At 40.3% G+C, this 19,985-nt stretch carries 22 protein-coding genes; 15 read left to right on the plus strand and 7 right to left on the minus strand.

Annotated elements, in window-relative coordinates:
* Positions 1-224: 224 nt before the first annotated feature.
* From P5G49_RS12165 to P5G49_RS12170, 3 genes are all read left to right on the plus strand, one after another.
* The gene (locus P5G49_RS12165) at positions 225-686 is read left to right on the plus strand and encodes a hypothetical protein (protein ID WP_301244152.1); all 462 of its coding nucleotides are present in this window, start codon (positions 225-227) and stop codon (positions 684-686) included.
* 582 nt (positions 687-1,268) lie between these two features.
* Positions 1,269-1,352, plus strand: coding sequence for a putative holin-like toxin (locus tag P5G49_RS17515; protein WP_363322183.1), 84 nt, complete (start codon positions 1,269-1,271; stop codon positions 1,350-1,352).
* A gap of 368 nt (positions 1,353-1,720) precedes the next feature.
* Positions 1,721-2,641 (plus strand): tetratricopeptide repeat protein, encoded by a 921-nt coding sequence (locus P5G49_RS12170; protein WP_301244153.1) that lies wholly within the window; start codon positions 1,721-1,723, stop codon positions 2,639-2,641.
* 88 nt (positions 2,642-2,729) lie between these two features.
* On the opposite strand, the gene P5G49_RS12175 is transcribed toward P5G49_RS12170, so the two are convergent.
* The gene (locus tag P5G49_RS12175) at positions 2,730-3,575 is read right to left on the minus strand and encodes an STAS domain-containing protein (protein WP_301244154.1); all 846 of its coding nucleotides are present in this window, start codon (positions 3,573-3,575) and stop codon (positions 2,730-2,732) included.
* A 218-nt stretch (positions 3,576-3,793) separates the two neighbouring features.
* Between P5G49_RS12175 and P5G49_RS12180 the strand changes: the two genes are divergently transcribed.
* From P5G49_RS12180 to P5G49_RS12190, 3 genes are all read left to right on the plus strand, one after another.
* Complete coding sequence (locus P5G49_RS12180; protein ID WP_301244155.1) at positions 3,794-4,624, plus strand: STAS domain-containing protein; 831 nt, start codon at positions 3,794-3,796, stop codon at positions 4,622-4,624.
* Between the two features lie 124 nt (positions 4,625-4,748).
* A complete protein-coding gene (locus P5G49_RS12185; RefSeq protein ID WP_301244156.1) occupies positions 4,749-5,405 on the plus strand; it encodes a reverse transcriptase-like protein in 657 nt (218 codons plus the stop codon).
* Positions 5,406-5,587: 182 nt separating this feature from the next.
* On the plus strand, positions 5,588-6,049 hold the full coding sequence (locus P5G49_RS12190) for a hypothetical protein (protein ID WP_301244157.1): 462 nt from the start codon (positions 5,588-5,590) through the stop codon (positions 6,047-6,049).
* A gap of 84 nt (positions 6,050-6,133) precedes the next feature.
* Here the strand turns inward: P5G49_RS12190 and P5G49_RS12195 are convergent, their stop codons facing one another.
* Positions 6,134-6,715, minus strand: coding sequence for a protein-L-isoaspartate(D-aspartate) O-methyltransferase (locus tag P5G49_RS12195; protein WP_301244158.1), 582 nt, complete (start codon positions 6,713-6,715; stop codon positions 6,134-6,136).
* Positions 6,716-6,875: 160 nt separating this feature from the next.
* On the opposite strand from P5G49_RS12195, the gene P5G49_RS12200 reads away from it, so the two are divergent.
* Entirely contained in the window at positions 6,876-7,682 is an 807-nt protein-coding gene (locus tag P5G49_RS12200; protein WP_301244159.1) for an aldo/keto reductase, read from the plus strand.
* Positions 7,683-7,876: 194 nt separating this feature from the next.
* The gene (locus P5G49_RS12205) at positions 7,877-8,152 is read left to right on the plus strand and encodes a hypothetical protein (protein WP_301244160.1); all 276 of its coding nucleotides are present in this window, start codon (positions 7,877-7,879) and stop codon (positions 8,150-8,152) included.
* Between the two features lie 111 nt (positions 8,153-8,263).
* On the opposite strand, the gene P5G49_RS12210 is transcribed toward P5G49_RS12205, so the two are convergent.
* Both P5G49_RS12210 and uvsE read right to left on the minus strand, forming a co-directional pair.
* Positions 8,264-8,758, minus strand: a complete 495-nt coding sequence (locus P5G49_RS12210) for a YehS family protein (RefSeq protein WP_301244161.1) — start codon at positions 8,756-8,758, stop codon at positions 8,264-8,266.
* A 219-nt stretch (positions 8,759-8,977) separates the two neighbouring features.
* Positions 8,978-9,943 carry a UV DNA damage repair endonuclease UvsE gene (gene uvsE, locus P5G49_RS12215; protein WP_301244162.1) on the minus strand — a complete coding sequence of 322 codons (966 nt, stop codon included), beginning with the start codon at positions 9,941-9,943 and terminating at the stop codon, positions 8,978-8,980.
* Positions 9,944-10,239: 296 nt separating this feature from the next.
* On the opposite strand from uvsE, the gene P5G49_RS12220 reads away from it, so the two are divergent.
* Positions 10,240-11,412 (plus strand): CAP and S-layer homology domain-containing protein, encoded by a 1,173-nt coding sequence (locus tag P5G49_RS12220; protein ID WP_301244163.1) that lies wholly within the window; start codon positions 10,240-10,242, stop codon positions 11,410-11,412.
* Between the two features lie 150 nt (positions 11,413-11,562).
* On the opposite strand, the gene P5G49_RS12225 is transcribed toward P5G49_RS12220, so the two are convergent.
* From P5G49_RS12225 to P5G49_RS12235, 3 genes are all read right to left on the minus strand, one after another.
* Complete coding sequence (locus tag P5G49_RS12225) at positions 11,563-11,691, minus strand: YvrJ family protein (RefSeq protein WP_283732055.1); 129 nt, start codon at positions 11,689-11,691, stop codon at positions 11,563-11,565.
* Between the two features lie 72 nt (positions 11,692-11,763).
* A complete protein-coding gene (locus P5G49_RS12230; RefSeq protein ID WP_301244164.1) occupies positions 11,764-11,982 on the minus strand; it encodes a DUF2922 domain-containing protein in 219 nt (72 codons plus the stop codon).
* A gap of 38 nt (positions 11,983-12,020) precedes the next feature.
* Positions 12,021-12,239: a DUF1659 domain-containing protein gene (locus P5G49_RS12235; protein ID WP_301244165.1), complete on the minus strand. Its 219-nt coding sequence runs from the start codon at positions 12,237-12,239 to the stop codon at positions 12,021-12,023.
* A gap of 177 nt (positions 12,240-12,416) precedes the next feature.
* Here P5G49_RS12235 and P5G49_RS12240 point away from each other — a divergent pair, with 177 nt between their 5' ends.
* The 6 genes from P5G49_RS12240 to ltaS all read left to right on the plus strand — a co-directional run bounded on the left by P5G49_RS12240 (position 12,417) and on the right by ltaS (position 19,953).
* The gene (locus tag P5G49_RS12240; RefSeq protein WP_301244166.1) at positions 12,417-13,487 is read left to right on the plus strand and encodes a Fe(3+) ABC transporter substrate-binding protein; all 1,071 of its coding nucleotides are present in this window, start codon (positions 12,417-12,419) and stop codon (positions 13,485-13,487) included.
* A 67-nt stretch (positions 13,488-13,554) separates the two neighbouring features.
* Complete coding sequence (locus P5G49_RS12245; protein WP_301244167.1) at positions 13,555-15,186, plus strand: ABC transporter permease; 1,632 nt, start codon at positions 13,555-13,557, stop codon at positions 15,184-15,186.
* A 1-nt stretch (position 15,187) separates the two neighbouring features.
* Positions 15,188-15,925, plus strand: coding sequence for an ABC transporter ATP-binding protein (locus P5G49_RS12250; RefSeq protein ID WP_301244168.1), 738 nt, complete (start codon positions 15,188-15,190; stop codon positions 15,923-15,925).
* Positions 15,926-16,122: 197 nt separating this feature from the next.
* Positions 16,123-17,199, plus strand: coding sequence for a helix-turn-helix domain-containing protein (locus P5G49_RS12255; protein ID WP_301244169.1), 1,077 nt, complete (start codon positions 16,123-16,125; stop codon positions 17,197-17,199).
* A 33-nt stretch (positions 17,200-17,232) separates the two neighbouring features.
* Complete coding sequence (locus P5G49_RS12260; RefSeq protein WP_301244170.1) at positions 17,233-17,790, plus strand: histidine phosphatase family protein; 558 nt, start codon at positions 17,233-17,235, stop codon at positions 17,788-17,790.
* A 213-nt stretch (positions 17,791-18,003) separates the two neighbouring features.
* Positions 18,004-19,953 (plus strand): lipoteichoic acid synthase, encoded by a 1,950-nt coding sequence (gene ltaS, locus P5G49_RS12265; RefSeq protein ID WP_301244171.1) that lies wholly within the window; start codon positions 18,004-18,006, stop codon positions 19,951-19,953.
* Positions 19,954-19,985 lie beyond the last annotated feature (32 nt).

The following is a 19,985-nucleotide window of genomic DNA, read 5'->3' on the forward strand; positions in this document are numbered from 1 at the left end:
AAAAAATTTTATTCCCAGTTTAAAGGAATCAACCTTTTTTGTTGAACTAACACACACCTTTAGTTCAATATGAAAGACCTCAATGACATCTCACTCTACAACTCTAACACATGAAGATAACATACTTAAATTTGTACTGCATTTGATTTGTTTGTCCAATCAATTTTATAAATAAGTCGTATGCTATTATATAAGAAATTTAAATAGAAAGTAGGTAAATTCAAATGGGTGTAATTAAAAATTGTTGTCCTGATTATTTTTTTAATAAGATTTCACCAACAACAAATTTCCCCATTCCACCTGGTGGAGTACCAGTGGATCTTATTCAGGTGACAGTGACAACTGAAGAAACGAATGACCGGGTGAGAATAGATTCTATGCTTTCTGTTATTATTGTTACCGGAACTGACGGAGTTTCTGGTTTTAACGTACCATTTCGTCTTTTCCGTGATAATACTCAGATAGCAACAATAAGTCTGACACAAACAGGTCAACTTAAACAAACAGGTGTACAAAGCCAAATTCTTGATGCTCCTAACATTACCTGGACAGACGTTCCAGGTCTACCTGGCACTTACACTTATCGTATTACGGGTGAGCGGCGTGGTGGTGAAGAAAACATTCTATCTGTGAGTGTGAATAATAGGCAAATTGATGCTATTGTTTTCCCTCCAGAAAACTGTTAATCATAAAAAAGCTGTGGATTAGGTTCCACAGCTTTTTGCATTTAAAAATGATATCAGAATACTTTGATGTCTTATTGGATTATAGGGTATTTAATAAGAAGACAACGATAGATCTTTCATCAAAAGATGCATTTAACAGTTCGGAAATCCTCGTGGACGGTGTGGCGCTTAACGATGAGGAACAGGTAGAACTGCTGGTATATCTGAAGACGCGGAGAACTGTGAAATCGAGGTTGTGATGAGCGATTGTATTTCATATAGTAGCTTCCTTTGTAGTTATAAATGAATCGGGGGATGGGGTTGAAAATGGTAAAGAGGATGATGTTAGGGGGATTTGCTGCAATTGCAATTGTTCTGCATGAAAAAAACCCAGTATCTACTACGCAAACAATGGACTTTTTTTAGAATATATTTAATCAAGGCCTGCCATGCAAACCATCATTAAATATAATAATTAGTGAATCTCGACAACCTTCAGTATATTAATAGTTTTAAGAACATGCGTATGCTACGATAAAAGAGTAATAGAATAGGTGACTCAAGGGTGGTCGGCCATTTCCCGTAAGAAGGGAGGTGGTCGGTATGACAGTATTTGAAGCGCTAATGCTTGCAATTTCATTCGCAGCATTAATCGTAGCAGTATCGTCGTCTAACCATAAAAAATAACCCATCCTTGAGTGGTAGCTCATAATGGATGGATTACTTTTTCCAACTTAGCTGATCCCCCTTGAAGGGAACCTACTATTACAGACTGCCTAACGTTGACAGCGTTAGGTGGTCCTTTTTAGTTTATTCATTTTCAACAACTATATGCTAATATCATCATTATAGAGTAGTTTTTTGATTATTACAACCAAATTAGGCGGTCATGTTTTTATCTACTCCTTTGTTTTCTCATCCATTACGTGGCGACCCACTTTTCACCAGTGATTACTGGTGCTCCGCCATGTTTCATACCAAAAAAGGTGACATGACGTACGAAATATATATGACAAAGATCAAGGCGAATTTATCTAAATCGGGAGTTGCAGGAAATGATGGTAAATCTTAATGAAAAGGCGCTTCAGTTGTTTGAGGAGAATGCATATGACGAAGCGCTTGACTTGTTAGAGCAGGCGGTCGAGAAAGGGAGGACGGTCCAATCACTGAATAATTTAGCGTGGATGTACATGTATGAAGAAGAGGATGTGCAACGGGCAAAGCCGCTCCTTGAAGAAGTCGTTGCGCTGCGCCCGCAATGTCACTTTCCGTATAACATGCTCGGTGAAGTTGCATTGCAGGAGAAAAACTGGGACGGTGCGAGGGAACTGTTGAGGAAATCGATAGCCATTCGATCGTCAGGTGAAGCAATTCATAATTTAGCAGTCGCCGACTTTTATACTGATCGTTTTCAGCAGGCGGCGGATGGGTTTCATTCAATTGCTGAAGACTCGGATATCGTCAGCTGGTATGAAGTGATTGCGCGTATTCGAAATAGGGAGTGGGCTGTTGCCAAATCGATACTTGATCAGTGGAACAGTGAGTCCTCTCATTACTTGGGGGCAATCGAAGCGGCAGATGCTTATGTGGAGATGGACTGCTGGCAAGAAGCGCGGGATAAGTTTGAAAAAGAGTGGTCGGATTATTTCATTTCGCCAAATGTGATTAGCCGGTATGCGTATGTTTTATTCCGCTTACATGATCTGCACGCTTGCCGCCAAGTAATCGATCGGGCGGTTGCGGACAAACGAGTTGAAATCGAAGAAGAGAAGCAGGAAATTTGCGATGAAAATTGGACGGAAGCCGATAAAGCCGACAGAATTCTGGAGCTACAAGAGGAATTAAGTGGCTTACAGCAGCTGTTTGCGAAATTGCAGGCAGGCTACCTACCGGTTTTTAGGTTTGAATTGCATCACGAAGGCGGTTGTTATTTGTTCGGTTGTAAACAGCACGGCCATTCGGAGTGGGTGGGGTGATTGGTCGGGGTTGCTGGATTTTCAAGTACCAGGTTCTCATTGAATTTTGAATTTATTTTAGAACCTGGTACCCTTTTTATCTCTTACATCAAGAAAGAATCTTAAGTTCTGATAGTGCCTGCTGCAAGGTTCCTTTTGTGATTTGATCACTAAAGTCCAATCCAAGACTTACAGCAGTCTGAGCCACTTCAGGCCTAACACCTGTTAGTATCGTTTGAACTCCTAACAATTTTAAGGTAGAGCTCAAATTAAAGATATGTTGTGCCACCATTGTATCGACAATAGCTACCCCAGATAAATCGAGTATTAAGTAAGATATTTTTAATCTCCCTGCTTCTTTCGTCGTATTCTCCATCAACAATAACGCCCGTTCAGTATCAATGTTTCCGATTAATGGCAGTATGGCGATGTCATTAGAAATAGAAACAATAGGAACAGATAATTCAATAAATGCTTTTCTTGCATTATCGAGATTGACTGTGTAGAAGTTAACAAAGGTTAAGCTAAAACAGTAAACAGCATGATCAAGCAACGGGTCTATGATTTTAGATGTTTCTAACAATGATTTCACCGACATATCTTGTGAGATGACCTTGTTTTCAATTACTTCATTGATATAGGTTCGATAAAGCGTCGTATCTTTCAAGGCTTCATCCAATGGTACTCCAAGTTTATAGACATACTCGGAAGTTTCATGCGCCCATTCTTCTATCAGCTCATAGGCCATTTCTCTTTTTTCTGGTTTGGCCAAAAATTCTCCAAAGAGATTTATAAAGTTTGCTCTCAGCCTTACTATTTCCTCTTCAATATGTGAAGGGATTAATTGTCTTTGATCATCCGGAATCTCTGATAATCTTACCTCATGAATTTTACGTGCTATATTAATCTTTTCTTCTATTAGCGTTTTTCCGAGTAGCCCCATTTCATTTATCATGAGCTCATCCCCCCAAAAGAAATATATATTTGATTTACCTTTTATTGTATGGCATTCAAAAGATTTCCGCAAACCAACAAATAGTAGCCTAACACATGTTCTCGAAAAGAATATTTGAAAAGTAATAAAATGTGTTAAAATAAATAAAAGTAGCTAATGATGATGCTCTTCGGTGGATTGTGTTTTTTTAACTTTGAGGAGTAGTGGAGGTAAAGAAGATGTCGGAAAAAAGGAAACTTCATAGTTTTTTAATGAGTAAGGCAGAGCAAATGACGGAAGAATGGTACGAGAAATTAGATAAAAGTGACCCGTCAGGCGTGTATTCTTCTACCGATCCTGTGGAGATTAAGAAATTGAAAGGGCAGAATTTTGCGTTCCACGAAAATGCTTTTAGAATATTGATTGAAGAAGAATCTGAAGTGATGAAGCGGATGGAAAGTTGGATTTTGGAGACGACAAGTGACCCTGAACTCATAGATACACCTATTGAATTTATCATAAGAGAGTTTATGAGAACCCGGGATGTGTATTTTGGTTTCATTAAAGAGTTTGTCGATGCGAATAAAGAGTCGATGACCATTGAATCCATTTTATACTATTACGAACTGATTATTAGTATAACGGATCAGGCGATTGTTTGGTATACACATGAAAGAAACAGACATTTAAACGAACAATTGGGATTCCAAAAAGAAGTGATCAATACATTAAGTTCTCCAGTCATTGTTTTAAGTGATGACACAGCCTTACTTCCGATTATTGGAGAGCTCGATAGTGACCGGGCAAAATTACTCTTAGAGAACACATTGGAACAATGTGTGGCCAAAGGGATAAACAAACTATATATCGATTTGTCTGGTATGGTAATGGTGGATTCGATTGTTGCACAACAGCTACTTGGGCTCCTACAGTCTTTAGAGTTAATAGGTGTCGAGCCAACGTTATCCGGCATCAGACCGGAAATTGCTCTAACGGCGATTAAGTTAGGGATTTCTTTTGAAAATGTACGAATCACATCAAAACTTTCACAAGCGATACAACCATGTTGACGTCTTTTATTCTTTTTTAATTTTATTGATTTTGACTTGCTGAATCCTATTTGGAATAAAATCTGTGATGGGTGCAAATTAATTCGCCCCCAATAGCCAAACTATGTGTATTGGAGGTGATGAAATGATTGTTTCACTCACATGGACGTATAGATCACCGAAGGGAGCGGAGACAATCTTTCGGTCCGAAGAAATGTCAGCGGAGCAAGCTGTATTAATCGCGGAGGATTTGGCGAAGACGGGCCGTGCAAAACAGGTAAACTTCGTAGATCGATTTGAAAGTTCATGGACACTTAAAGAGTTGAAGGGTTATTTGAAGGGAATTGAAACAGAGCCGCATAACATCATCGTCTATTTCGATGGAGGGTTCGATTGGGAAACGAAGGCGGCCGGCGTAGGCTGCGTCATTTATTACGACCAAAATGGGAAGTCCTATAGACTTAGGAAAAATGCGTCTATCTCTGGGTTAACTTCAAATAACGAGGCTGAATACGCTGCACTTCACCTTTGCCTGTCAGAGCTTGAATTGTTAGGAGTCCATCATCTACCCGTCCGTATTATCGGTGATTCAAGGGTTGTCATCAACCATTTAACTGAGGAATGGCCGGTGATTGAGCAGGACTTGTACAGTTGGGCAGAAAAGATTGAAGAGAAAATGGGCGCACTTGGACTTCAGCCTGAGTATGAGCTTGTTTCAAGGAAGAAGAATTCCGAAGCCGATCGTTTGGCTGTCCAAGCATTGGCTGGAACGGAGATTACGGCTACCATTGAAAAGAGCTAAATCGGTACCTGTGCGATAAACAATTTAGTTTATTCACTACAATTGCATAAATATCAATGCGGAAACTAATTGATTCGGTCATCCGGTCATGATGATTGGATATTTATTCAAATTGGTTGAATTAACATGAATGTTTCTTGCACAGGTACCGACAAAATAACTAAAGTGAGGTAGGAAATAGAATGAACGAAACTGAAGCAGCAGTTAGTTCCCACAAACAAATAGCTGCAACTTGTTTTAACCAAGTGTGGGATCTTCTTGAGAAGGAAGTTAGGACTCCAGAGGAACAAGAAAATATGATTCACCTTTGTCATAGTTCTTTCTGGCATTGGACGCAAGCAGAGGAATGTACTGAACAGAATCTCTCAATCGGATATTGGCAGCTTTCACGTGTCTATGCAGTGGTAGGGCAAGGAGAAAATTCTTTGAATTATGCGAAACGCTGTATAGCTGTAAGTGAAGAGGCGGGTCTTGCTCCTTTTTATATAGGCTACGGCTATGAGGCTGCGGCAAGAGCTTGCAACGTATTAGGACAATCTACTGAAAGCCGGAGATTTAAAGAGGTAGCGTATGAGTATTTAGAGAAAATGACAGATGAAGGAAGTAAAAAGCTGTTAGTGAGTGATTTGGAAGGATTGCAGTGATTGTGCAAAACATTAAATATAGAGCCATCTATCCGATGCGAATAAAATCGGCATAGATGGCTTTTTATCAATCAACTTCCGACATCACTCATACTTTCCCTTCAAAGGCACAAACCGCACTTCATTCAACACTGTCTCATTAATTTCTCCATTATCGTCTTTTTCCAACAGCAAGAGTTCCTGCAAAAGTGGTGTTCCAACAGGGATGATCATTTTTCCTCCGATTGCTAATTGGTCGACGAGCTCGTTTGGCACTTGGGCAGCGGCGGCCGTCACCATAATACGGTCGTACGGAGCGTGTTCCTCCCAGCCGGTGCTCCCGTCATCTAACTTGTAGTGGATGTTGGAAAAACCGGCTTCGTTTAGTCGTTCCTTTGCCCGTTCATGTAGGTCAGCAATTCGTTCAATTGTATAGACTGCGTTCGAAAAGGCAGCTAAGAGGGCGGTTTGGAAGCCGGATCCCGTTCCGATTTCGAGTACTTTCACATCCGGTTGCAAGTCGATTGCCAATGTCATTTCGAGGACGAGGGAAGGCTGGGAAATGGTTTGTTCATATCCGATTGGAATGGCCTCGTCCATATAGGCGAATTCCTTGAGTTCATCCATGAAGAAACTGCGATCTAATTTTTGAAAATACAGTATGATGTCTTCGCTTTGATTGGCCATTGGTTATGCACCTTCTTTTTGTAGCAGCTTTACAGTAATCATTACCTATATAGGGGATTCATAAACTGAATTTGCGAACTTGACCGTATAATTGAACAGATTAATTGATTCCTTTATCTATGAAAGGTAATGTTAGAAATATAGCCAAGGAGGGATTGAGATGAAGTATATTAAATTAACGAATGGCGTTGAAATTCCAATCGTCGGTAGTGGTACAAATACTTATGGCAAAGAGGGAAACCAATACTCAGGTGCCCTAAGAGGAGACACTCAAGAAATTGACTGGGCAATTGAAAACGGTTACCGTCATTTTGACTCTGCTCAATTGTATTTAAATGAAGAAGTCGTTGGAAATGGGTTAAAGAAATCCTCTCTACCACGTGAAGATTTCTTTATCACTTCGAAGCTGAAAACATTTGAAGGTTTCGGTGGTGCAGACTGGGCTCATGCTGAAATTGAAAAAAGCTTAGAGAAATTACAAACTGACTATATCGATTTATTCCTTATCCATAAACCATGGGATAATCATGCTGAAATCTTGGAGGCTTGGAGTATTTTAGAAGACTACTATAACCGCGGTGTGTTTAAGTCAATTGGTGTTTCCAATTTTGAAAAAGAGCATCTTGACTTACTTCTTGAAAATGGCAACATTAAAGTAGCTGTTAACCAAATTAAATCTCAAGTCGGAACGTGGAATGAAGAGTTGATTGCTTATAATAAAAAGAATGATATTGCAACTGTCGCATGGTCTCCATTACGCGGTATCGATGAAAATGCAAAGCAGGTTCTTGAAGAAGTCGGTAACCAATACGGAAAAACATACGCACAAGTTGTTTTACGATATCAAATTGAACGTGATGTTATCGTCATTCCTAAGTCACATAATAAAGATCGCCAAGCACAATGCCTAACTATTTTTGACTTTGAACTAACGGAAAGCGATCGTGACCGTATTGCTGCCCTATAACTGAATTCCGGGTGTTAGGTTCTCGAAGAATTTCGAATTGTTTTAGAACCTAACACCCTTCACTTATTTTACAATCCAATAGCCTTCCGCTTTGATTTCATCGTTAAATACATATAAAATATATCTCTGCACTAAAATGAATTGCAGAAAATGAATGAACTGATTTAGAGTAAATGAGTTGGTGGAGGCTAATTATGGATTATAGAATCAGTAACAAGAAAGTATTTGAACAAGCACAGATCCGTTCGGTTTCAGATGTACCGTTTACAGATGAAGAACGCCAAAACGGCATGAAATTAGCGAGTTCGAAGGTGGATACTACCCTTGGGTTGTATTTGGTGGAGATAGATGGCCATAAGAAATTTGAGGTTCGTTGGGATGATTCACACGAGTTTTTCACCGGTTGGTATTCCGCTTGGGAAAATTTCACTTGGTGTCTAAATGTCACAGGCAACACAATGTCTGAATAAAATTGTTTGCATTGGTAGGTTCTCAGCAAATTAAACAATAGTGTTTGGTGCCAGGTTCTTATTGAGTTTCAGAACCTGGCCTTTTTACTCACACTAAATAGGCACCTTACATTAGGCCCTATATTTTATAGCTAATCCTTTTAAGAAGTTCCTAGCGTATCGATCCAAGCACGGTTTATAATTCTTGTGTCCTTCTTTTCTCAATACAGCACTTAACTCGCTTTTAGATATGATGACTCCTGCATCTTCTAAAATATCAAGCATATCCTCACTTGTTAACTCAAGAGCTATTTTCACTTTCTTTAGAAGGGTATTATTAACATTTTCATTCGTCATGACAGATACTGGACCTTGAGGTTTTCCTGATTTCGGTTCTTGTTTTCCTCTTTTATAAATAATTAGGCCATTTAAGAATGAATCCAACAGTTGATTCGTACACTTCATTTGCATTTCATTTTCAGTTTCATCCTCATTTGATTTTGACAGTAGCAGTAAAACCTCCTCTTTTGTAACCTCAATGCCACCAAGTTTAAAAATGTCTACCATCTCATTATTAGAAAAATCTAAAGCGTATCGTAAACGAATTAATAGATCATTATTATTCATTTGTAGACCTCCTCTATTTAGTTCAAAAATACAAAACGGCATCATCCTAATTATTGCCATTTTCTGTGTTGCTACTATGTAGTTAATCGATTTAACCCTAATAATAACACATAGAGTAATCTCAGATAATAGGTTCTCATTGAATTTCGAATTGATCTAAAACCTTGTACCCCTTGAGAACTTCCGGGGAATAATCGATATTCCCCGCAACCTCACTATTCACGACAATTTAAACGTCGAGCCATCGATGATTTCAATGTTACCCCTTTTTCTGATCTCCTTCATCAACGTAAAAAGCGCTTTATCCTTCTGTTTTGCTTCAATCATGCAGTCAATTTGTGGAACAGTGCCTTTCACTTCATCCAAAAACCTGAAAAACATGTCCACATCGACAAAATCTGAATGGTGGCGGAATTTGTCTTCACTTTTTGGACTGGAAATATGCATCTTTATTGGAAAAGGTGAAGCAGTCCACGTCGCTACGACGCGGTCCCAATTCTCTTGCCAGTTTTCATTGCGGTGGTGTGCCAAATGATGATGATAATCAAAAATCAGCGGAAGTCCTAATTTCTCACAGAGATAAAGCGTGTCATCCAATGTGAAAGATGTATCATCATTTTCCAGCATGATCATTTCTTGAATGGCCACCGGCACATCACTCCAATTCGTGAGAAAACGCTCCAATGATTTTTTGGTGTCTTTGTAGTTGCCGCCAATATGGAGAACACAGCGATGCATCGGGTCTAATTGCATGCCTTTCAAAAGTACGTAATGCATCTTCAAGTTTTCCACTGAATTCATCAGGACATCCGCTTTCGGGGAATTCAAAACGACGAAATGATCCGGATGAAAATCAACCCGCATCTTATGCTCTTGTACAAAACTACCGATTTCAGCTAACTTTTCTTTCAATGGCTTCATAAAATCCCAACCGGAAAGGGCTTCATGGTTCGCTAACGGGATTAGTTTGGAGCTGAAGCGATAGAAGTGGACTTCATTAAAGTAATTGTTTTTCAATAACCGATGTGTATTTTCCAAGTTCTCCAGTGCAATCCGTTCCAATTTACGGATAGCGGCTTCACGGTCATCGTATTTTTGGAACTGCGTGAACGTCATTGTTTTAGACGGAGAAGCATTTTTCAGTTCCATGCTCATCGCCACATATCCAAGTCGCACAATGGTCATAATTCACCTCATCCATGCAAGATATGATTAGTCTCGTCTTGCACTGGACAAATATACAGTGTCACCCAACATTTCAGGTGTAGGTAACTTTTTCAATGCAAGAAAATGAAAGCTGTTGACTTTGGGATTACGGGGTTGGATATTTTTGTAAAAAACTCGTTGCGCCCCTTTTCTAAGTAAAGTATACTATGATGTAGTTCTATTTTCCTGTTATTTCGACAGGAATTGTTACAAGAGGGATAGTCAAATTGAAGTGTTAGATTGATAGGCAACTACATAATTGGGGGAGTTTGTTTATGAGATTCATTAAAATGTTCAGCATTCCGTTCGTCGCACTACTGTTGGTGTTCTCCGCATTCGCTTCTGCTGCGGAAGCAACAAGCAAGTTCAAGGATGTTAAGGAGACGCATTGGGCGTATCTTGCCATCAAGGAGTTGACGGACAAGAAGATCATCAACGGGTATCCGGACGGAACCTTCCAGCCGCAGGTCACAGTCAATCGAGCTCAGAGTGCGATGTTGATTGGCAGAGCAATGGATCTTTCCACGGCGAACGTGAAGAACCCGGGCTTCTTGGATGTGTCAACGAAGACTAACGGGTATCCGCACATTGCTGCATTGGTGGAGAAAGGCGTATTCTCAAAAGCCGCCAACTTCCAGCCGCAAGCACCGTTGTCCCGTGCTCAGATGGCGAAAGTGCTTGTAGAAGCCTTCGAACTTGAAAGTGCTGTGGGCAAAACGTTCGCGGATGTCCCGGAGAACCATTGGGCATCCGGTTATGTTTCGACGTTAGCCGGAACAGGCATCACGACAGGCACTTCGGATACGACATTTGCACCGAACGACCCGGTGACCCGTGTGCAACTCGCTGCCTTCATCAAACGCACGTTGGATTACAAGGCAAACGGACAACCTGTCGTGAACCCGGCGCCGAAACCGGAGCCACAGTTAGAGCCAAAACCTGAACCAAAACCTGAACCGAAACCAGAACCACAGACTGAGCCGAAGCCTGAACCAAAACCAGAACCACAGCCTGAATCGAACATGCCGCTTCTTCCGGGTAACACAGAATTCTCTGCGGCTGTGATCAAGTATATTAACGAAGAACGTGTAAAAGCAGGAGTCAGCCCGTTGACATTCCACCAAGATCTTCAATATGCCGGGAATTTCAGAAGCCAAGACATGGTGGACAATGACTACTTCGATCACGCATCGCCTGTACACGGTTACTACACTGAAACGTTGGAGGCCTACAACATCAAGCACACAAGTTCCGGGGAAGCGCTGGTCAACTCCTACCGCCATCAATCGGTGGACTTAGATGCCTTGTCAGCCGTTTCAAGACTTATGGACAGTCCAGGACATAAGAGGATTCTGCTGCACGCCGGTAGCAATCGGATCGGTGTCGGCTACGCAATCGATGCGGAATACGGGGAAGCTATTATAACCGTATTGATCATCACAGAATAAAGAGTAAAGAGAACCCTGCCTGTCGGGGTTTTTTCTCTGCAGCTAATGAGGACACAATTGTAAAATAATAAAGCTGTACTCAATGTCAGGTTCTTCTCCAATTTTGTATTGGTTCAGAACCTGACAAATTTCACTACCTGAAAGTGAAGTCTACTTCACTTTCAATGAAACAAGCGCGTTGTGTATGGCCTCGAGTTTCGTTTCAAGCCGGTGCAAGAGATAAAAGGATACAAAAATCGGAAATCCGATTTGCTGTATGAAAGTTAGCCATTGTTCCATTTTGAATTCGCCTCCTCCAATTTTAATGTAAAGAAAAAGCTCCCCAGCCGGGCTGGAGAGCCGTTTTTTTAATTATGCTTTTACAACATCTTCAACGGTACGTTCGATAATGCGAGCACTTTTCACGGTTGCAAGAAAAGAACCATCGACTTCAAACACTTGAGAATCGATAATTTCCTGCATGGCTGCCTCCACTTCGGCCGGTGTCAAATTAGCGCGTGGCTCGTCCACTGTGAGTGAAGTTTGTTTTCCGGCGGCCGTATAAAAGTTCAATTGTAACGATTTTGCCATTCCTCATCTCTCCTTTCTACTTAATTACTAATTTCTACTTAGTTCATAATGTCTGCTGTTTCCAGCCTTTCTGCTCCGATAAATGGATATTCGGAGAGCTGTGCCAATTGCTCAAGGGCTTTGTATAGGTTGTCAGCCGTCGCCCCTTCTGCAATGCCACGATAGGATTTCGATTTGCGGATCAATTTCCCGCCCTCTGTCATCCCACCATTGAAATACACCTTACCAACTGCATTTCTGAATTCGAGTGTCGCCATCTGCTTTCCCCTCCTTTCACATACTATATAGACTTGAAATGGGGGAAAGGATACTTTCTTGGCGAAATTTTTTAAAAGAAATTGTATTGGTTTTTCTTGACGCCCAAAGCAATTCATTATATTATCAATGATATTGAGAATCATTTTCAGTTAAATGAAGTTAGGGGATGAACATGTATGAAGAGAAGTATGATTTTTCTTGTTGTAGCTATGATGCTTGTATTATCGGCATGCAGCAGTGCAAATAACACTAATACAAAAAATGAGGCTGCAAAAACAGGGTCAGAGGTAAAAACAGGTGAAGTGAACTTATATACAAGCAGGCATTATGATGTTGATAATGAATTGTATAAGAAATTCGAAGAAGAAACGGGCATTAAAGTAAATGTGATTAAAGGTGAAGCAGACGAATTGATTGAGCGGATTAAGCGTGAAGGAACTGCGACGAAAGCAGACATTCTATTGACAGCAGATGTTGGTAGGCTTTTCCGGGCAAAAGAAGATGGATTGCTTCAAGAGGTGTCAAGTGACATATTATCAAAACAAGTGCCATCCAATTATCGGGATACTGATGATATGTGGGTAGGTTTGACGAAACGGGCTCGTGTTTTAGTGTATAATAAAGATAAAGTAAAGCCTGAGGATTTATCTACATATGAGGCTCTTACTGAAGATCAGTGGAAAGGGCGAGTTCTTGTTCGCTCTTCGGAAAGCGTTTATAATCAATCACTTTTAGCTTCTTTCATTGAAATAAATGGAGAAGAGAAAGCGAAAGAATGGGCACAAGGTATTGTTAACAACTTTGCTCGAAATCCTGAAGGCGGCGACCGGGATCAAGCGAAAGCAATTGCCGCAGGAATTGGCGATATTGCGATTATGAACACGTACTATTTCGGTCAAATGCTTAACTCGCAAGAACCGGAAGAAGTGAAAGTAGCTGAGAATCTTGGCGTATTCTTCCCGAACCAGGAAACAACTGGCGCACATGTGAATATAAGCGGTGCGGGTGTAGTAAAAGGATCAAAAAATGCTGAGAATGCATTAAAATTACTTGAATTCCTTACCGCGGAAGAAGCGCAAGCTAAGTTTGCTTCAGCGAATTATGAATACCCGGTGAATAACAATGTTGAACCTTCTGAGCTCCTGAAATCTTGGGGTGAATTCAAAGAACAAGATATTCCGTTATCGACTCTTGGAGAGAACAACGCGAAAGCGATTATGATTTTTAACGAAGTCGGCTGGAAATAAAGTGTAGGCCCCCTGCCGCAATTGCGGTAAGGGGCTTATTGCGGAAAAGATAAAGGATGGATTTGTCATGAACAGGTATTTGGCGAACGTGAATGGGTGGACAATCGGAGCAATACTTATAATTATCTTGCTGTTTATACCAAATGTCTCGATTGTGACAGGTATCTTTTCATCAGCAAGTGAAAACTGGGCGCATATTAAGGAATACATGCTCGTAAATTATATAAAATCGTCATTGACACTCGTTTTTTTTACAGCAATGTTTACAGTTGTAATTGGTCTGAGCCTTGCTTGGCTTATTGCCCAATATGATTTTCCGCTAAGGAGTTTCATGAAATGGGCACTCATCCTTCCTTTGTCGATCCCGCCATTTATCGGTGCTTACACGTATCATGGCATCGTTAATTACACGGGTGTCATCCAAAAAACACTCCGTAACCAGTTTGAAATTGTGCCTAATCCCTCTTTTTTTGACATTATGAATGTACCGGGCGCTATTTTTATTTATACATTATTTCTCTATCCTTATGTTTACATGATTACAAGAATTTTCTTATCTCATCAATCAGCGTCGTTAATTGAAAGTGCCCGTACCCTTGGGAAAGGGCCTTGGGAAATTTTCTTGAAAGTGGTTATCCCGATATCTCGCGTCTCGATTATTGGTGGAGTAAGTCTTGTCGTATTGGAAGTTCTAAATGATTATGGCGTAGTCAAGTATTTTGGGATTCAAACGTTCAGTACAGCTATTTTTCAAACATGGTTTGGGCTTGGCGATCTTGATTCATCCATTAAGCTTGCAGCGTCACTCATGGGTATTGTGATTTTTATTCTTATCATTGAACGTATACTGCGCGGCGGTAAACAATACAGTTATTCAACGACGAAAGTTAGGCCACTCCCTCTTGTGAAATTGAAAGGAAAGTCGGCCGTCTTTGCTACAATGTATACATTGGTTATTTTTAGCATTGCATTCCTTGTACCCGTCATTCAACTGATGGATTGGGTTATTCTGACGTTTGGGAAGGTTCCAATGGGGGAGGTCCTCGTTTATACGAGAAACTCAGTTACTGTTGCTGCACTTAGCGCAACACTGATTATCGTATTCTCGCTGATCGTCGGCAATTTTAGCCGTATCGTCCATCATAAGTTTGCGAAACTATTACCTAAATTGACAATCCTTGGTTATTCAATTCCGGGAGCGGTGATCGCGGTAGCGGTCGTCACGACATTCATAGCACTTGACCGTTTTCTTGCTCCTGTTTATGAGTTCATTGGTATCGATTCAGGTCTTGTCTTAAGCGTTAGTCTGTTCATGCTCATCAGTGCGTATATCATCCGTTTCTTTGCGATAGGGTACAATTCGATTGAATCTGGATTCGATAAAATTGGAACAGATTTCCGCGATGCTTCTCGCATGTTAGGGGTTAGTCGATTGCGAACATTTTTCAAAATCGACGTTCCGATGATGAAGGGCGCGATTATTAGTGGGTTTGTCCTTGTTTTTGTTGATATTCTAAAAGAAATCCCATTAACGCTTATCTTAAGACCATTCAACTACGACACACTCGCAACAAAAGCATTTCAGTATGCCAGTGATGAAAAGATCATGGAGGCTTCTCAAGCTTCATTACTAATTGTTGGGGTAAGCGCGATTGCAATTATTATTTTCCATAAGTTACTAAGAGAGGAGCCGAAATGATATGTTCATCGATATTCAAGATTTGAGTTTTACATATTCAAATTCATTAACGAAAGCAGTCAACTGCATTTCATTTACAATTGAAAAAGGGGAAGTCATCTCCATCCTTGGCCGAAGCGGAAGTGGGAAAAGTACAATCTTACGCCTGATTGCGGGACTTGAAATGCCGGATGAAGGTTCGTTCACATTGAATGGTAAAAAAATCATGGATGATCGTACATTCATCCAACCAGAAAAGCGGGGAATTGGAATGGTTTTTCAAGACTATGCACTCTTCCCTCATATGAATGTAGAAGAGAACATATTATTCGGGCTTTCGAAGATGAGTCGTAAAGATAAGAAGAGGCGTGTAAATGAAGTGCTTGAACTCGTTGAACTTGAAGGGTTTGAAAAGCGATATCCACATCAATTGAGCGGCGGCCAACAACAAAGGGTGGCACTTGCACGAGCAATTGCTCCAGAACCCGAACTTATCCTGCTTGACGAGCCGTTTAGTAATCTCGATGCAGATTTGCAAGTTAAAATAAGGGAAGATCTCCGCAGGATTCTCAAAAAAGCGAATACGACTGCTGTTTTTGTCACTCACAATATAAATGACGCACATGCACTTGCGGACCGTATTTTGAAAATAAAAGACGGGAAGATTGACAAAATTGGGCGTCCTTGTGATTTGTTGGGTTCAACTTCAGAACTTCCAAATACGGGCGAAGTTATTTTTGAGGAACTTCTGCCGGTTTGAAAAGGCTGGTCCTCACAACAAATAACTATATTTCACAACCGTCACCTGACGGTAGAGGTTGAAGAGAGAAGTGGCTAACACTTCTCTCTTTTTTGATATTCTATTATGTATTAGAAAGTGAATGCCGTCTGTAATCACAACAAATATCAAGCGACGGTAGGTTTAACGAGGTATAGTCTATGACAGGAGGGGTGCGGGTGGATGATTATATTCAAGAGATGATTGATTGGATTGAAGGGCGATTGAGGCAACGGTTTTCGTTGGACGAGCTGGCGGCGCATATGGGGTATTCGCCTTATTACTGTTCGTTCAAGTTTCATCAGTCGACCGGGATGAGCCTGAGGCGGTACGTTTTGCTGAGGAGATTGTATGAGTCGATAGAGGATTTGATGGTCCGGCGGAAAATCATTGAGGTGGCTTTAGACTTTCAGTACTCATCCCAAGAGGCGTACAGTCGTGCGTTTAAAGCCGAATTCGGCATTAGCCCACGCGAATTTCAGCTTACTGGTATGCCCGTCCAGTCATTTCCGAAACTCCTTGTGGACATAACAGAAAGGGTGAATGTGATGAACCAAAGTAGAGAGCAGGAAGTAGCAAGGTTGCAGGCCGAATCCGGCGAGTTATTTGAAAAAGATGTGTTGAACCTATTGAACGGGCAGATGATGTATGAGGAGTTTTCGAGCAAGAAGATGATGGGGGATTCTGCCTATGCTCCGTTCAATGAAGCGATGTGTGTTCATGAAACCGCGGAAAAGGTGTTCAGTAAGGATTTCATCGACATCCGATCAGCAGGGCATGGGGGAACGCCGGAGGCTTATGAAGCGCATGTGATTGCACCGTTGGAACCTTTAATAAGGGGAACTTACAAACATATTGTTCTATGGTTTGGTGAGGACATGTTTTGCCAGATGAATTTATTGACAGTGCTTGCTTTTCTTGAACAATCGGGCTATCAGGGCCGCGTGTTCCTGAATAGTTTCCGGGAAGATGAGTTCAAAGTGCTCCAGACTGAGCTTACATTAGGAAGGTACGATGATGTGTACCGACGCGTGCTGATTGAACATCGGAAGCCGGAGGACGGTTTGCTGCCCGTTCTGCATCAGGCAATTGACTGGTACTTGGCCATGCAGAAGGAAGACAATCCGGTTACGCGCTTTATCAAGCAAAACCGGCAACTGCCCGACGGAGAATTGCTGCGGAAGTTAATGGACACGTTTCCGATGATCGGCTATGGAGATTTGCAGTATATGGAATGGATGGGAAAGATGCAGTAGGGTTTTTAACGTAAATTAGGAGTTGAACATAAATTGACTATTTTATACTTTGTTAGGCACGCCCACTCTACATATACACCCGATGAATTAAATAGACCTTTATCGGAAAGAGGATTTAGTGACGCAACTACCGTTACTAACTTATTAAAAACAGAGAAAGTAGATAGTGTTGTATCAAGTCCGTATAAACGAGCTGTTCAAACTGTCGAAGGAATAGCTCAACAAATTAAGTCCGAAGTTGAAATTATTGATGGTTTCAAAGAGCGTACTTTATCCTCAGTCCCTGCTGAAGATTTTAATCATGCTATTACAAAAGTATGGGAGGATTTCAACTTTTCATGGGAGGGTGGGGAGTCCAATAGTGTTGCTCAAGTAAGGGGCGTAGAAGCCACTTATAATTTATTGGAGAAGTACAAGGGTAAAAATGTCGTTATCGGAACCCATGGAAATATAATGGTGTTAATCATGAACTATTTTGACAAGAAGTATGATTTTTCTTTTTGGCAAAACCTCGCCATGCCAGATATATATAAATTAACTTTTGAAGGTAAAGAGCTAAAAAGTGTAGAAAGGCTATGGAGAAAAATATAAGATCTGCTATTAAAAGACCGTCTAATGTCAGCAGCATTAGGTGGTCTTTTTATTTTTATCAGTAGATTTAATAGGACTTAATAACTTGACAAAAATATAAAACAGGAGTAATATAATTTACCTAAGAAAGTAAAGGTATTTCAAAATAGCATTTCCGGGAATGGCCACTGACTATGGATTAGAATGAAAAATTTTAAAAAGGTTGGTGTGAAAATGAGAAATCTGAGTAGAAAAAAAGCTTATCAACTAAATAACTTTTTTGGGATTTATTTAGTGGCTGTTCTGATGTTATGGTTAAAGACATATATCACTCAAGCCACACAATTTGAAATAGGGGTAGAAGGATCTCTTCAACAATTCCTTTTACTGTTAAATCCACTAGGTTCAGCATTGCTGTTTTTAGGGATTTCATTTTTATTTAAAGGGAAGAAGAAATATACATCATTGGTCGTTGTTTACTCGCTTATGTCTTTTCTTTTATATGCGAATGTCGTTTATTATCGATTTTTTAGTGATTTCATCACATTACCGACGCTTTTCCAAACGCAGAACTTCGGCGATTTAGGTGGAAGTGTCCTTTCTTTGATAAAATCTTATGACATCTTGTTCTTTGTGGATGTTTTTGTACTGTTTTACGTGCGTTTCTCAAGTAAGATCAAAAAAGAAACAAGTCGTCTTGGACATAAAAAAGCAGTTGCAGTGATTGCTTTTGCACTAGTATTATCGATCCTGAATTTAGGACTAGCTGAAATCAGCCGCCCGCAACTATTATCCCGGGGGTTTGATAGAAACTATATCGTGAAATATTTAGGAATGTACAACTACACAATTTATGACTCGGTGGAAACGATGGTAGCTTCATCACAAAGAGTTTTTGCGGATAGCAATGATATTACCGAAGTGATTAACTTCACACAATCGAACTATGCCAAACCGAATGCAAACTATTTCGGTGCAGCTAAAGGAATGAACGTAATCTATTTACATTTGGAGTCATTCCAAAATTTCCTTATCGACTACAAATTGAACGGTGAAGAAGTTACACCTTTCTTGAATTCATTAACAAAAGACGAGAATACACTGTATTTTGATAATTTCTTTCACCAAACAGGCCAAGGCAAAACTTCAGACGCGGAATTTATGTTGGAGAACTCCTTATTTGGGCTGCCACAGGGCTCGGCCTTTATTACAAAAGCACTAAATACGTTCCAAGCAGCGCCTAGTATCCTAAAGGATTATGGGTATACATCGGCTGTTTTCCACGGGAATAACGGCAGCTTCTGGAATCGAAATGTCATCTACAAATCATTTGGTTTCGATAATTTCTTTGATGCGAGTTATTATGATACGAGCTCACCAACTGATATGGCCGAGTATGGATTGTTGGATAAGCCTTTTTATGAACAATCCGAGAGCCTTTTAACTACGTTGCTACAACCTTTTTATACAAAATTCATTACAGTAGGAAACCATTATCCGTATAAAATGGATCAAGACTTAGTCACAATTGAGAAGGCAACGACTGGAGATAAAAGTGTCGATGATTATTTCCAAACAGCGCGTTATACAGATGAAGCGATCGAAAAAGTTTTTGATCGATTAAAGGAATTGGGCTTATATGATAACTCCATGATCGTTCTTTATGGCGACCATTATGGTATTTCAGAAAATCATAAAAAAGCGATGGCACAAGTTATAGGGAAAGAAATTACACCGTATGAAAGTGCTAATTTACAACGTGTACCTTTATTCATCCACGTCCCTAACATGAAAGGCGGTACAAACCACACGTATGGTGGGCAAACAGACCTTTTGCCGACGCTATTGCATTTACTTGGAATTGATACGAAAAACTTTATTCAATTTGGTTCAGATTTACTCTCAGAAGAGCATGATGAAATTGTTCCATTTAGAAATGGAGATTTCATCAGTCCTACGATTGATTCAATTAATGAAAAGTTCTATGATAATCAGACAGGTATGCCATTAAGTGAGGATCAAGTAGAAGCTGCAAAAGCCCTGAAAAAAGACGTGGATTATAAATTGGAGCTTTCCGATAAAGTTGTGAATGGTGACTTATTGAGATTCTATACGCCAAAAGGGTATACAACGGTTGACCCTTCCCAATTTAATTACAGTAAAGATGCAAAAACGAATGAATAAAAACAAAAAGCATGAACTTTCCGGTTGGGGAG

This window comes from Sporosarcina highlanderae, from assembly GCF_030433715.1.
Lineage (GTDB): Bacteria > Bacillota > Bacilli > Bacillales_A > Planococcaceae > Sporosarcina > Sporosarcina highlanderae.

Coding starts and splice junctions, on each gene's coding strand:
- P5G49_RS12230 (WP_301244164.1), bottom strand. CDS start 11,982: ATGGCAAAATCGTTACAATTGAACTTTTATACGGCCGCCGGAAAACAA.
- P5G49_RS17515 (WP_363322183.1), top strand. CDS start 1,269: ATGACAGTATTTGAAGCGCTAATGCTTGCAATTTCATTCGCAGCATTA.
- P5G49_RS12210 (WP_301244161.1), bottom strand. CDS start 8,758: ATGAATAATAATGATCTATTAATTCGTTTACGATACGCTTTAGATTTT.
- P5G49_RS12240 (WP_301244166.1), top strand. CDS start 12,417: ATGAAGAGAAGTATGATTTTTCTTGTTGTAGCTATGATGCTTGTATTA.
- P5G49_RS12165 (WP_301244152.1), top strand. CDS start 225: ATGGGTGTAATTAAAAATTGTTGTCCTGATTATTTTTTTAATAAGATT.
- P5G49_RS12220 (WP_301244163.1), top strand. CDS start 10,240: ATGAGATTCATTAAAATGTTCAGCATTCCGTTCGTCGCACTACTGTTG.
- P5G49_RS12185 (WP_301244156.1), top strand. CDS start 4,749: ATGATTGTTTCACTCACATGGACGTATAGATCACCGAAGGGAGCGGAG.
- P5G49_RS12205 (WP_301244160.1), top strand. CDS start 7,877: ATGGATTATAGAATCAGTAACAAGAAAGTATTTGAACAAGCACAGATC.
- P5G49_RS12250 (WP_301244168.1), top strand. CDS start 15,188: ATGTTCATCGATATTCAAGATTTGAGTTTTACATATTCAAATTCATTA.
- P5G49_RS12235 (WP_301244165.1), bottom strand. CDS start 12,239: ATGGCGACACTCGAATTCAGAAATGCAGTTGGTAAGGTGTATTTCAAT.
- P5G49_RS12170 (WP_301244153.1), top strand. CDS start 1,721: ATGATGGTAAATCTTAATGAAAAGGCGCTTCAGTTGTTTGAGGAGAAT.
- P5G49_RS12195 (WP_301244158.1), bottom strand. CDS start 6,715: ATGGCCAATCAAAGCGAAGACATCATACTGTATTTTCAAAAATTAGAT.
- P5G49_RS12190 (WP_301244157.1), top strand. CDS start 5,588: ATGAACGAAACTGAAGCAGCAGTTAGTTCCCACAAACAAATAGCTGCA.
- P5G49_RS12200 (WP_301244159.1), top strand. CDS start 6,876: ATGAAGTATATTAAATTAACGAATGGCGTTGAAATTCCAATCGTCGGT.
- P5G49_RS12245 (WP_301244167.1), top strand. CDS start 13,555: ATGAACAGGTATTTGGCGAACGTGAATGGGTGGACAATCGGAGCAATA.
- ltaS (WP_301244171.1), top strand. CDS start 18,004: ATGAGAAATCTGAGTAGAAAAAAAGCTTATCAACTAAATAACTTTTTT.
- P5G49_RS12175 (WP_301244154.1), bottom strand. CDS start 3,575: ATGATAAATGAAATGGGGCTACTCGGAAAAACGCTAATAGAAGAAAAG.
- uvsE (WP_301244162.1), bottom strand. CDS start 9,943: ATGACCATTGTGCGACTTGGATATGTGGCGATGAGCATGGAACTGAAA.
- P5G49_RS12180 (WP_301244155.1), top strand. CDS start 3,794: ATGTCGGAAAAAAGGAAACTTCATAGTTTTTTAATGAGTAAGGCAGAG.
- P5G49_RS12225 (WP_283732055.1), bottom strand. CDS start 11,691: ATGGAACAATGGCTAACTTTCATACAGCAAATCGGATTTCCGATTTTT.